The following is a 12,904-nucleotide window of genomic DNA, read 5'->3' as shown; positions in this document are numbered from 1 at the left end:
GATTAATTTTTTAGTTTATGTGGTGTAACATACAATGTTTTCTGGCCGGTAAAAGTTACAAAACCCGGCTTAGCACCATTTGGTTTGTGGAGACGTTTAGCGGGCAGATAATCAACAGGAACGTTATCAGAATCGCGTCCCTTTGAGAAGTAAGCAGCAAGTTGGGCAGCTTCAAGCAGTGTTTGGTCATCCGGATCACTATCACGAATAATGACGTGCGAACCAGGAATATCCTTAACGTGAAGCCAAATATCGTTTTTGTTGGCAATCTTAAAGCTAAGGCGATCGTTTTGCAGGTTATTTTTCCCGACAAGAACGGTTGTCCCGTTGCTAGTATGAAATTCTTCCGGCTTACTTACCCTAACTTTTCGCCGTTTCTTACTTTTCTGTCGTTTTTGTTTAATGTAACCTTGTTGCTGAAGTTCTAAACGAATTTCCTGAATATCAGCTGGTGAAGCAAGGTCAATTTGACTCTCGATATTTGCAAGGTAGCGAATTTCGTCATTGGCAAGTTTCAGCTGTTCCTTAACGTAATCAACTGAGGTCTTTAACTTGTCATACTTAGTGAAGTATTTTTGGGCGTTTCGTGAAGGGGAAAGTTCTGGATCAAGTTTGATCTTGAGTGGTTTATTATCATCATAAAAGTTCGGCAGGGTAATTTCTGTCATTCCCGCAGTCAGTTTTCCTAAATAAGTCGTCAAAATTTCACCACGAATCCGGTAGTAATCCGCTTTTGCCGCATCCTCAAGTTGCTGGTTGAGCTTCTTAATTTTACGGCGGTCCTTCTTTAGTTCATTATGAAGCACTTTAAGAACCTGACCAGCTAATTCTTTAGACCGGTCCCGTTCTGCTTTTTGTGCATAGAAAGCATCAAGCATTACAGAAAGGGTATCATAATGGGTGAGCTGCTCTTCCTTAATATTACTAGGTGGGAATGCCGCAAATTGCCGTTTTCCATTATTGTCGTCATAAATCACGGGATCCGGATTTTCAAACCGCTTCAAAAAAGTGTGATAAGTCGTTGGCAAATCGGAACTTGCCTTAAGTTCGCGAGCTAGTTCTTGAGCAGACTGGCGACCTAATCCTTGGTAACGTGCTTGAAGTTGCTTAGCCAATTCGCTTTCATCGAGGTCTTCACGAATTAGATCCGTATAGATTTGATTAGGAAGGTATGGATTGACCTTATCTTGTTTCGGTGGCATCACAAAGGTTGCTCCAGGGAGAAGCAGGCGGACACGGTTTTGATCGGAACCAACATGCTTAATTGTATCGATGATTTTATTGGTCTTTTCGTTAACCAATGAAACATTACTGTGCCGGGCCATTATTTCGGTCACCAGGATAAGTCGTTGTTGATCTCCCAATTCATCCCGGGTTTTAAAATTCATTTTAATAATTCGATCATTATCGACTTGCTCAATCGATTCTAAAATTGCCCCCTCAAGGTATTTACGCATAGTCATTGCAAAATTACTGGGAACTGCGGGATTCTGGTAGGCAATTTGTGTAATTTGCATTCGTGGATATGTCGGGTTGGCTGAAAGAAGCAGAGAGTAATTATGCCGATGTGCGCGGATAGTCATAATTAATTCTGCAGGGTAAGGTTGGTTAACCTTAGCTACTCGTCCAGTCGCTAGGGTCTGATTTAATTCGTGGACGACTGCATGGGTAAAGAAACCATCAAATGCCATTAGTTAGTTCCTCCTTTGTTTTAATTAAACGATTTTTCATAGCAATCACTATTATACCGTTTGTTTTACTAAATGGACAATTCAAAGGATTAGGATTATTGGTTTCTGTACAGTGATGTGGTATTCTATATCTATTACGATGTTGTTAAAATACCTATATTATGCAATTATTCTTTAATCATTAATAACAACATTCCAATGGAGGTAGTATTAATGAAAATAGCTGTTGTAACTGACAGTACCTGCTATCTTTCTGAAGAAGAGATCGCAGCCAATAATATTCATGTGGTACCAATCCCGTTCATCCTCAATGGTAAGACTTACCGTGAAGGTGTTGATATCACCACCGAGGAATTTTATGATCAATTAAAGACGCCTAGTACTTTCCCCAGTACTTCTCAGCCCTCAATTGGTGAGATGATGGAACTTTACCAGAAACTTGCTGACGATGGCTATGATGCTGTGATTAGTATTCACCTTACAAAGACTATTTCAGGATTTCTCAACAATATTACTCAGCTTGCAGAACAAATGAAAGATACAATTAAGATTGTTCCCTTTGATTCTGGAATCACGGTTAAGCTAATGGGATACCTTGCGATTGAAGCTTCACGATTGGCTAAGCAAGGAGCGGACGTTGACGAAATTATAAAGAAACTAACCGAGTTACGGGATACGTTCCATGATGTCTTTGTTGTTGATGACCTGCAAAACTTAGTGCGTGGGGGACGATTATCAAACGCATCCGCCTTTGTTGGATCGATTTTAAGGATTAAACCGTTGCTTTCTTTTGATAATTCTAACCATGATATTGAAGCCTTTGAAAAAGTTCGGTCAATGAAGAAAGCAAAGGCGCGGTGTGAACAGCTTTTTAATGAGTCGATTGAAAAGCTGGATTATCCTGTACGGGCAATTGTTCTCCATGCTAACGATAAAGAAGCAGGGGAAAAGTGGCTTACTAAGCTGCAGGCAGATCATCCTGATATTAAATTTGAATTATCTTACTTTGGCCCGGTGGTTGGTGTTCACTTAGGACAGGGAGCACTGGCTCTGGCATGGCTACAAGATACAGAAAAGAAGCCTTTACCATGATGAAGAGAGTTCGTTTATTTCACGTTATCGTTTGGCTAGTTATCCTACTAGCGATTTGTCTGTTGTCACCGCTAAACCTTCATGGCGTATTGCCGAGCGGAACAATTATTGCTCCGGTGACCTCTTTGCTAGCAATTGCAGCGATCCCATTGTTAGGAATGTTGAATTCCGCTTTGTTAATGGTCGTTTCCCAATTAATTTTGTTAGGATTCAACCAAAGTGATTGGGAAACTGTAGTGGTCACTGCTTTAGCTACTCTTTTTAGTGGCTGGGTAGTTAGGTGGCAACAGGCGACTTCGCAAGAATTACGTCATCAACAAATGATTACTATTGGGATTAGCAGTGGATTGATCATTCTGGTGTTGCTAGAACTTGCCTACTTAATTGTCGGTTGGCGATTAACTGGCAGTAGCAATGGAATGATTGAAATTGCTCGATTAGCATTACCCACTTCTTTGCTAACGGGGCTTTGCTACGCATTCTTGGTTCCACCAATTAGTATTCTATTATTACGTCTCGGGAAGAAATGGTTGCCTAGTTCAACAAACCATGAGTCTTCAAACGATTCGGTAATTATTGACATGGGTAAAAAACAGAAGAAAAAAGATCAGGATAATCAAAAATAAAAACATCCCTGTAATTAACAATTGTGTTAACTACAGGGATGTTTTTTATGCTTTAGCGTCCCATTCTTGATGAAATTCATGAAGAAAATCAAGCATTACTTGTTGTCGGTGTTCGGCAATGGTGCGTGCAGTCGGCGTAAAAAGTTTGTCTTTTAATCCAAGAAGCTTTTCATCAAAATGATTAATAATTGTCTCGTCGTCAAGATTGCGATATTCTTGTTTACTCATCTTTTCCCGTGGCTTGATTTTCGGGTCATAAATAGTCTCGCCATGAGCACCGCCATAATAGATTGCACGGGTGATTCCAATTGCCCCGATTGCATCTAACCAGTCAGCATCCCGGACAATTTGGGCTGTTTTGCTAAGCTGAATCTGATGTCCCTCCAGTGTATGAGCAAACGAGATGTTATCAATTGTTTCCATCACGGTATCCACGTACTCGGTTGTCATTTCGATTTTTTGAAGAAATTCCTTAACCTCATTTTGAGCAGCGGTAACACTATCAACAATCTTTTCGTCTACAGTATCGTGAAGATAAGCTGCTACTTGGGGGAGGAAGGGATCGTAATCCTCACCGGCAGCAATTCGGGCAGCGTTTTTTACAACTCGATTAATATGGTCCATCCCGTGACCAGTCCGATCATTGGCGAGTTTATTAACCGTAAATTGCTTAACTGCCGCTAGTTGTTGTTCTTGATTCATCAAATCAATCCTTTCCAGTATTTTAATTTAGTATAATTGATATAATCAGGAGTGTTTGGAGGAAATTCATAATGAACTTATTATTTGCGATTGATGACAATTTTGTTCAACAATTAGAAACCGTCTTACTGTCGATTCATTTAAACACCAAGTCTCAAGAATTCAACATTTATGTTTTACAGAAAAAGCGGCTAGCGAAGGAAGCAGAATTAGCAGCTTTTTGTAAGCAGTTAAAGCTGACGTACCATCCAGTAATGGTCAAACAATCATTATTTGAAAATGCCCCGGTAACCGATCGTTATCCAACCACAATTTATTACCGATTGTTAGCTCACCAAATGCTTCCTCAGGATCTCCATAAAATCCTGTATCTGGATGCTGACATACTTTGTATTAATGACCTTTCACCTTTATATAATACCGCATTGGGCAATAACCTCTTTGCGTCAGCAATCCATGCCAGCTTAACCAATACTACTGACGTAATTAATAAGATTCGTTTACAGAACTTTGGGGCAGATGGTTATTATAACTCGGGGGTGCTCTTAATGAATCTTGATTTGATGCGTCAGGAGGTTGACGCGAATCAAATCTTTGATTACATTCGCCGCCACATTTTGCTATTACCCGATCAGGATGTCCTAAATGCACTCTATAGTGAACGGATTAAAACAATTCCTGACCAATTATATAACTTTGATACCCGTAACGGAAAAATTTATGAAACAATATCGCTTGGTGAATGGGATCTTGATTGGGTGATCAAAAATACAGTGATTTTACATTATTGTGGCCGTGAAAAGCCATGGTTACCAACGAAAAACTCAGGAAGACTGACGGCCTTATATAAACAGTATTTCCACATGACAGCAAAACTCCAGTCAAGTTTACAGAATTAGCCGATCATCAGTGAGAAAACTTTCTTGAAACTTTGTAAGCGGGTGAAAGTAGACCTTACCGAACTCATCAATTAAACCATGAAAATCTTGGGCAGCTGCACTAGTGAAGTTAGCAGGCAGTTTGACTTGCCTGGCGAGACTTTGGTAGTTAGTAAGGTTAGGGATACCAAGTTGGGTAAATAATACTCGGGCATATTTATCGCTGATGAATGTTGGTTGTTCAAAGATATAGGTGAGTAGGACATCAGCGGTTTCATCACCAATTCCGTGAAGTTTAAGCAATTCTTTCCGCAATGTTGGCCCCAAAGATTGGCTAGCCTGTTGGTAATCGTCATTATATTGCGATAGCCAGGTAAAAACAGCCGCAACTGCTCGGCTTTTATTCTTGTAGAAACCTGCTGGCCGAACGAGATCGTATAATTCTGCAGTAGTTAACTGACGGATTTGGTTAGGATCAAAATTAGTTCGCTCTCGAAAACCGGCAACAGCCTTATCAGCGTTGCGCCAATTGGTATTTTGAATCATGATTGCACCAACAATGATCTCGGCTTTTGATTCAGCGGGCCACCAACCAGAATCTCCCATATTTTGGTGCATCTTTTCATATAATTCCGTAATGGTAAGCTTCATACTCCTTCTCCTCTTCACGATGATACCCTTAATTTATCATTAAACCGAACTTTGCGGTAGGATTAAGAGAAGAGGAACTTTTGGCTTGCACATATCATTATTAATATGGTAAGTTAGTATGGTTGTTAATTTGTGAAAATTAAATTTCAATTGATCAGAAGGGAAGGTAATACGAATGCAATTACGCAAAGCTACCATGGAAGACTTGGATACAGTGATGGATATTCTTCGTGATGGTCGTAATCAATTAGCAGAACGGGGAATTGATCAATGGCAGGGTGATTACCTGAACGAAGAACATATTAAGGAAGATATTCAGCATGGTTGGGCATACTTAGTTGAGTCAGACGATGATCAAACTGTAGGTGCCTTAGCAATTGTGGATGCTCCAGACCACTCATACGATGCATTAGATGGCAAGTGGTTGTTAGATACTGATAAGTACCAGGTTATTCACCGGGTTGCGATTCATTCAAAGCATGCCGGTCACGGTTATGCCTCACGACTTTTTGAAAGCGTGATTGATTATATCAAAGAAAACCGGAAGGACATTAAGTCCCTTCGGATTGATACTCATGAAGATAACGAAATTATGCAACACTTGATCACTAAGAATGGCTTCACTAAAGTTGGTGAACTTCACGGTGTATACCGTCCTGAAGAAGAATCCTACGTTTACGAACTAGTAACCCAAAAGGATTAAACATTATAATTTGAGACATGGTACCGATAGTCAATTGGTGCCATGTTTTTTAATTGTGAAAATTGAATAATCATTATTTGGTCACATTGTAATACATACAATTTAGTTCTTGTATGCATCCTGGTCGTTCGCTAAAATAAAAGTCAATTGATTTTTATTCTGAGGAGGAGTAAGTAATGAGAAAGCTGGATGGTGAATTCCGCTTTGCGCTGGAGAAGTCAATGCCAGTCCTGTTTGGCTATGTGACTCTTGGTTTAGGATATGGCCTTTACATGCATAACCTGGGGTTTTCTTTTTGGTATCCAACATTGATGGCATTAACAATTTATGGGGGATCAGTTGAATTTGTGATTGCCAATATGCTAGTCCAACATTTTAACCCCTTGAATGTCCTTTTAATTACCTTAGTGGTCGGCTTTCGTCAATCGTTTTATGCTTTATCCATGCTTAAGCAGTATCAACATGCTGGGTGGCGAAAGTGGCTGTTAATTTTCGGCCTAACTGATGAAACCTTTGTTATTAACCACTATACCAAGGTTCCTCAAGAAATGAGTCAAGTGAAGGTTAATACTTGGATCACGATCTTAGATTGGGGTTACTGGGTTCTCGGTGCTTTCTTAGGCGGCTTTTTGGGAAGTGCCTTACAACTTCAGGTAAAGGGACTTGATTTCGTTATGACAGCCTTATTTATCGTCCTGGCATTGGATCAGTTCTTACAAGAAGAAAGCCACGTCAGCTCAGTTAGTGGGGTTGTAATTACCATTATTAGTTTATTGACCGTTGGCAAGACGTACTTTTTGGTTGTTACCCTGCTTTTACTGGTTGCGGAATACTACTATTTAACAAAACGGCGAGCAAAGGAGGATGATTAAGAAATGACAGTTGTTCAGCAGGTAATTTCAATAGCGATCGCTGCAATTGCTAACTTCTTTACCCGTGTCATGCCATTTCTTGTTTTTGGCCGACAGCGAAATGGTAAAGAAGAAGTGAGTCCCTTTATTGAAGGCCTAGGGAATTTTCTTCCGCCCGCAATTATGGGAATGCTTGTGGTTTATTGTTTTAGAAATGTTCACTTCCTTAGTGGTAATTTTGGCTTACCAGAAATTATTGCTAGTATCATTACAATTCTCGTTCACTTACGAAGGCGAAGTATGTGCTTATCATTATTGGTGGGGACAGTTAGCTACATTATTTTAGTGAATTTTGTTTTCTAATAATTCCAAGCAAAAATTTGGAGATTAGCGAATAATTATTTTAATACTCTTGTGGGTAAATTGAGCCAAGACGATGAAGCAATCAACAGCTTTCTTGATCTAGTTAAAACGCCAGACAATGAATCAATTCTTGATCCATTGTCTGGCGTTACTTTGATATTCTAACTTTTTATTTGGTGATAAAGTTTTCTGCTGAGAATGAGAGAAATTAAGAGGAGGACCAAGCAAAAGGCAAATCCTGATTGGATTCCTAAATGGGAGGTTGAGCTGTGGACAAGGTGGTTTACGATCCCAACAACGGAGACAATCAGTGCAGTCCCAAATGCTGCTGCAATCTGTCGCAGGGTATTAAAGCAAGCTACTGCATCGGGAACGATTTCGTTGGGCAAAAGAGAAAGTGCCTGTGTCTGAAGCGGGATCAACATAGTTACTAGTCCAAATTGCCGTACTGTTTGGAAAACCGTGATAATAATCACTGAGCTTCGGGCACCAATCATTGCCTGTCCGGTTGTTCCAATAATATCAATTAGGAGTCCAGCACCAACGAGCCATTGAATTGGGTAGCGATCATAGAACCGGCCACTAGTTGTTGATAGTAGCCCTGTAAGAATTGCCCCTGGAAGAACAGCAATTGCGGAGATCACGGTACTTTCGCCAAGAACAATCTGAACAAGTAATGGAATTAAGATTGCGTTGCCGTACATTGTTGCGGTAATTAGCATATTAATAACAGTTGCTAGAAAAAATTGGCGGTGTTCAAACACACTGAGGTTAATCAATGGGTGGGTACTTCGTCGCTGGTTAAGATAAAAGATAATAATAAATACTAGCCCAATGATTGCCATCCCACCAACATTAAGCGATAATAGCGGATAATTAGAGACGTTCGAAAGCCCCATTAATAATGACCATAAACCAAGGGTAATTACCGTGAAACCGAAGCTGTTAAATTGGGGAAACTCGTTATGGGGAATATAAGGGAGCATCCAAAGCGACAAAAGTAATGTAATTACTGCAAAGAGGATAATCAAAATAAATAGGTATCGCCATGAGAGGTAGTCAAGCATAAAACCTGATACCGCAGGACCAAGGATTGGTGCACAGTTAAATGCCAGTCCAATGATTCCCATTATCCGGCCCTTTTTTCCTGGAAGAGCATAGCGGATTGCAAGGACGTTAACAAGGGGCATCATCATTCCAGCACCGATTGCTTGGATCATTCGCGCAATTACTAAGAGGTTAAAGGAATTCGCTAACCCGCCAATTACGGTTCCGCAAAGAAAAATCCCCGTAAAGAAGATAAATAGCCATTTAAATGAAAAACGTTTAATTAGGTAGGAACTGACCGGAATCATTAACGCGTTAACTAGCATATAGCCGTTCGTTACCCATTGAACGTGGGCTTCACTAATATGAAAAACGTCCATAAATGTTGGCAACGCAATGTTCATTAAGGTCGAACAAAGGATTCCAAAGAAAGTTCCAAAAACCATTATAATTAGGGCACGCCTAATTCGCTGGTCGCTCAAGAACATCGACTCCTTTTATGAAAATTAGCATAACTAATGCAGTAGTTTAGCAGATCTTAATCTAGGTCACAATAAGTATTTGGATTAAACCAGAAATTGTTTGACGCTTTTTATCGACAGGTGTAGATTTTAAATTGAGGTGAGGACATGGAAGAAAAAACAGATATTACACCAGCAGAATGGCAAGTAATGCGGATCATCTGGACCCTCAGTAAAGCAACTAGCACCCAAGTAATTGAAATTCTCCAGCAAAAGGTTGAGTGGAAACCCGCGACAATTAAAACATTGCTCCGGCGTTTGGTGGAAAAGGGGGCTCTAAAGACAACTCGTCAAGGCCGTGGTTTTATCTACTCCCCATTAATCAGGGAGCAGATTACCATGAATGAAGCTGCGGATCAGTTGTTTAACAGTATTTGCGAGATGCATGTTGGTGCGACGCTTAGCCACGTGATAGATGGTGCCGTTCTTAGTCGAAAAGATATTGAACAACTCCAAAGTTTATTAGTCGAAAAAAAGAAAAACGCCCCGGAGAACGTCGAATGTAACTGTGTTCCGGGAATGGCAATGGATTGTAAGTAAGGAGGAGCTTATTAATGGCTGAAGAGACAATACCATCCCCAAGAAAGCGTCTTCGGCGGATTATGCAGGTAATGCGCCAGTATCACTTCCTAAGCAACTTTTATCATCAAAAAAATCCGGAAGAGGTTTGTCAGGCGCTAGAAGAGCTCGGCCCAACTTTTATTAAGATGGGGCAAATCCTTTCTACTCGTGCAGACTTGGTAAGCCCAGAATATATAAAGGCCTTACGAAAGCTTCAGGATGATGTTCCGGCTGATAGTTTTGCAAGTGTTAAGAAGACTTTTGAGACGGAAACCGGGAAAAAGATTAGTGAAGTTTTTAAGACATTTGATCGAGATCCGTTCGCTTCAGCCTCAATTGGGCAGGTTCACCATGCTGAGTTGAAAGATGGAACACCAGTAGTTGTTAAAATTCAGCATCCTGATGTTACTAAATTAGTAGATACAGATTTGGCGCTGTTAAAACGGGCAGTTGAACTGCTAAAATATGTTCCAACTGGGATTAGCGTTGTTGATCCCGTAAAAATTTTTAACGCTTTAAGTAATTCACTAAGGAGTGAAATTGACACAATTCAAGAGGCCAAGAATGGGATTGAGTTTTACCGGCTTAACAATGGTCAGTCAATTATCCGGGTTCCAAAGGTCTACTTTAAATACTGTGCTCCTAAAATTTTAGTTAATGAGTACATGTCCGGGAAGAGTATTAAGTACCTGGCTAACGCTCCATTGAGTAAGGAACCTGAACAAGCAAAAACTCAACGACAGATTCGGCATGAGATTGCTCAAGTATTAGTTAAGAACTTCCTTAAGCAAGTCTTTGTTGATCACTTTTTCCAGGCTGATCCGCACCCAGGGAATATCTTAATTCGTCACCTGACTCAGGACGAAGCTCAAATGGACCAGGTTGAGTTAGAAAAGAAATTAGAAAAGCAGATCGGTTCTACTAAAATCAGCTATCAACAAGAGAAGGTTCTTCCACCATATCGGGTTATCTGGATTGACTTTGGAATGATGGGAAGAATTTCGCCAGCAACTGCGGATGGAATTGCCAAAATTGTATTAGCCGTTAATTCACAGGACATTCATGAAATTGGTCAATCAATTATTCCAATGTGCGAACAGGTGGGACCGTTTGATGAGCAGAAATTTTATCGGGAACTTGGCAAATTCCTTCGGCCGTACTTAAATGCAGGCCTTGCTGAAATTAATTTTACTAAAATGCTTTATCAGATTGTTCAGCTATGTCAAAATAATAACCTTCAGATTCATTCCCAAGTAACAATGCTAGTACGGGCATTTGGAATCTTAGAGATAATTATTGCTAAGCTTGATCCTTCACTTTCAATGCTGGAGGTTGCTCGACCATTTGGCAAGCAGTACTTGAAGCGGCATTTTGATTTTCGTACCCAGTTAGATAATAGCTTATGGGGAAGCTATCGTGCTGTGAAGAATATTACACAAATGCCAGGGAAGCTGAACACCTTTTTTGATGCAATTAGTGATGGAAATGCCCAAATTAATTTTCATTATGCTGACCAGGAACATCTAATGAAGTGGCTTAGCCGAATTGTTAACCGGATAATTATTGCAATTATTTTGGCGGCAATTATTGTTGGTTCATCGTTGCTAGTGGAGGGCAGTACTGGTCATCCCCACATTTACCATCTTGGTGTCTTTGGTTATTCGTTAGCAATCATTATAATTATCACAATGGCGGTTAGTGAATTGATCCGTCGCTACCGGAAGTATCGTCGGCAGAAAAAGGAGTACGGGAAGAAATGATTATTTTAACCCTTTCTTTACTAATTGTTCTCCTATGGTGGCCTTTACCCAAGAAGAATGAGTGGGCGTTGTGCTGGACCGGCTTGCTGTTAATTTTGATTGGCGGACAAATTGGCTATTCAATGACATTCACTGCATTTAGTCTAGGGGTCGCAAGCCTCTTGATCTGGTTGGAATCAATTAAGGCAATTCTGGTTCGGCACTTTTCGACGGACGCCCAGCTGGTTAAATACAATCAGAAGACATTTACTTTAATGCTTTTAAACCTGTTTGTTTGCTTACCACTACTATTTAAATATCAAGAACATTTTCCCTGGCTTAACCACCAGGTGATTTTGACCGCACTAATAGTTAATGGGATAACCACTCTTGGATTAGTAATTTTCTGGGGAGCAATTGTTACTTTGCAATTGCTCTCAAAACCTGTTAAAGCTGATTGTTTGATTGTCCTCGGTGCTGGCTTGCGACATGGAAAAGTTCCACCTGTTTTGGCAGCACGGTTGCAACGAGCTGCTACCTGTTGGAAGTTAAATCGTAACGCTATAATTATAGTTACTGGTGGGATTTTACATGGCGAGAAATTATCTGAGGCTCGGGCAATGGCAAAATACCTGACGACTCATGGAATTCCTCAAGATCGGATCATCCTGGAAGAGCAGGCGATGAATACTTGGGATAATTTACGAAACTGCCAAAAGTTATTGCAAAAGCGGGCCGAATCTAAACAGAAAATTATCGTTATAACTAGCTCATTCCACATCTTTAGGACCTATAATTATTTACGCAGGTTGAAGTTATCCTGGTCGATTGTTCCTAGTAAGACTCCATGGAAGCTGCAACCCTTAACCGTTGTTCGAGACTATCTAGGAATTATACGGGATCATTATCGTAGTTGGTTAGCCATTCTGTTTGTTTTCCTAGCTATTGCTGAGTTGCTTGAAAGATAAATAGTAAGAGACCTGGAAAGACAAAATTTTCCAGGTCTCTACTTATTTGTTAACGTTTCCGAATTTATCGCATCTAATTGGCTAAATCAAGTTAATTCTTATTTATTTGCATAAACCGAAACTTCAATCAGGTTCTTGTCGGGATCATGGACGTAGATTGAAGTCATTGCTCCTTCAGAACCTTGCTTTTCGACTGGTCCTTCGACAACATCGACGTAATAACTATTAAAGTGGTGGAGAATATCGTCGACCTTATCTCCAGCAACTAAACAAAGATCGGCTGCCCCGATAGTTGGGTGGCTAGCCACTAATTTAGATGGTCGGTCAGTCTTTTGAAGCCGAATAAGCTGGTGACCACATCGAAGGGTAATTACATCATCATTACTTTGCTGATCAATTACTGGCATATCAAAGACTTCATGGTAGAAGCGCATGGACTCTTCAAGATTACTAACGGTCAATACAATATGATCGATTCTTCGCATTTTCATAATTGATTCCTCTTTTCTCG

Annotated in this window: 14 protein-coding genes; 9 read left to right on the top strand and 5 right to left on the bottom strand. The window is 40.2% G+C overall.

Going from position 1 to position 12,904, the window contains the following annotated elements; all coding sequences use genetic code 11:
• Positions 1–2: 2 nt before the first annotated feature.
• Complete coding sequence (locus HUK45_RS00440; RefSeq protein WP_191910597.1) at positions 3–1,691, bottom strand: Rqc2 family fibronectin-binding protein; 1,689 nt, start codon at positions 1,689–1,691, stop codon at positions 3–5.
• A gap of 213 nt (positions 1,692–1,904) precedes the next feature.
• On the opposite strand from HUK45_RS00440, the gene HUK45_RS00435 reads away from it, so the two are divergent.
• Positions 1,905–2,783, top strand: coding sequence for a DegV family protein (locus tag HUK45_RS00435; protein WP_191910596.1), 879 nt, complete (start codon positions 1,905–1,907; stop codon positions 2,781–2,783).
• On the top strand, positions 2,747–3,409 hold the full coding sequence (locus HUK45_RS00430) for a hypothetical protein (protein WP_191910595.1): 663 nt from the start codon (positions 2,747–2,749) through the stop codon (positions 3,407–3,409). The genes HUK45_RS00435 and HUK45_RS00430 overlap by 37 nt, the downstream gene beginning before the upstream one ends.
• 45 nt (positions 3,410–3,454) lie before the next feature.
• Here HUK45_RS00430 and HUK45_RS00425 read toward each other — a convergent pair whose 3' ends face one another.
• The gene (locus HUK45_RS00425) at positions 3,455–4,111 is read right to left on the bottom strand and encodes an HD domain-containing protein (RefSeq protein WP_102169346.1); all 657 of its coding nucleotides are present in this window, start codon (positions 4,109–4,111) and stop codon (positions 3,455–3,457) included.
• A gap of 71 nt (positions 4,112–4,182) precedes the next feature.
• Between HUK45_RS00425 and HUK45_RS00420 the strand changes: the two genes are divergently transcribed.
• On the top strand, positions 4,183–5,010 hold the full coding sequence (locus HUK45_RS00420) for a glycosyltransferase family 8 protein (protein ID WP_191910594.1): 828 nt from the start codon (positions 4,183–4,185) through the stop codon (positions 5,008–5,010).
• Here the strand turns inward: HUK45_RS00420 and HUK45_RS00415 are convergent.
• Complete coding sequence (locus HUK45_RS00415) at positions 4,999–5,640, bottom strand: endonuclease III domain-containing protein (protein ID WP_191910593.1); 642 nt, start codon at positions 5,638–5,640, stop codon at positions 4,999–5,001. The genes HUK45_RS00420 and HUK45_RS00415 overlap by 12 nt on opposite strands.
• 175 nt (positions 5,641–5,815) lie before the next feature.
• Between HUK45_RS00415 and HUK45_RS00410 the strand changes: the two genes are divergently transcribed.
• From HUK45_RS00410 to HUK45_RS00400, 3 genes are all read left to right on the top strand, one after another.
• Positions 5,816–6,343, top strand: a complete 528-nt coding sequence (locus HUK45_RS00410) for a GNAT family N-acetyltransferase (protein WP_191910592.1) — start codon at positions 5,816–5,818, stop codon at positions 6,341–6,343.
• 176 nt (positions 6,344–6,519) lie between these two features.
• Entirely contained in the window at positions 6,520–7,215 is a 696-nt protein-coding gene (locus HUK45_RS00405; protein WP_191910591.1) for an AzlC family ABC transporter permease, read from the top strand.
• A gap of 3 nt (positions 7,216–7,218) precedes the next feature.
• A complete protein-coding gene (locus tag HUK45_RS00400) occupies positions 7,219–7,557 on the top strand; it encodes a branched-chain amino acid transporter permease (RefSeq protein WP_191910590.1) in 339 nt (112 codons plus the stop codon).
• A gap of 161 nt (positions 7,558–7,718) precedes the next feature.
• On the opposite strand, the gene HUK45_RS00395 is transcribed toward HUK45_RS00400, so the two are convergent.
• Positions 7,719–9,086, bottom strand: a complete 1,368-nt coding sequence (locus HUK45_RS00395; protein ID WP_191910589.1) for a DHA2 family efflux MFS transporter permease subunit — start codon at positions 9,084–9,086, stop codon at positions 7,719–7,721.
• A 147-nt stretch (positions 9,087–9,233) separates the two neighbouring features.
• Between HUK45_RS00395 and HUK45_RS00390 the strand changes: the two genes are divergently transcribed.
• From HUK45_RS00390 to HUK45_RS00380, 3 genes are read left to right on the top strand one after another with little or no spacing between them, the layout of a single operon-like run.
• On the top strand, positions 9,234–9,665 hold the full coding sequence (locus HUK45_RS00390; RefSeq protein ID WP_191910588.1) for a CopY/TcrY family copper transport repressor: 432 nt from the start codon (positions 9,234–9,236) through the stop codon (positions 9,663–9,665).
• A gap of 14 nt (positions 9,666–9,679) precedes the next feature.
• Complete coding sequence (locus HUK45_RS00385; RefSeq protein ID WP_191910587.1) at positions 9,680–11,446, top strand: ABC1 kinase family protein; 1,767 nt, start codon at positions 9,680–9,682, stop codon at positions 11,444–11,446.
• Complete coding sequence (locus tag HUK45_RS00380; RefSeq protein WP_191910586.1) at positions 11,443–12,393, top strand: YdcF family protein; 951 nt, start codon at positions 11,443–11,445, stop codon at positions 12,391–12,393. The genes HUK45_RS00385 and HUK45_RS00380 overlap by 4 nt, the downstream gene beginning before the upstream one ends.
• A gap of 98 nt (positions 12,394–12,491) precedes the next feature.
• Here HUK45_RS00380 and HUK45_RS00375 read toward each other — a convergent pair whose 3' ends face one another.
• Positions 12,492–12,884 (bottom strand): VOC family protein, encoded by a 393-nt coding sequence (locus tag HUK45_RS00375; RefSeq protein ID WP_102169310.1) that lies wholly within the window; start codon positions 12,882–12,884, stop codon positions 12,492–12,494.
• Positions 12,885–12,904 lie beyond the last annotated feature (20 nt).

Origin of the sequence: Limosilactobacillus urinaemulieris, from assembly GCF_014838745.1 — a bacterium.
GTDB classification, from domain to species: domain Bacteria; phylum Bacillota; class Bacilli; order Lactobacillales; family Lactobacillaceae; genus Limosilactobacillus; species Limosilactobacillus urinaemulieris.
The sequence above is the reverse complement of the archived record's forward strand: the minus strand, read 5'-3'. Positions and strand labels throughout refer to the sequence as shown.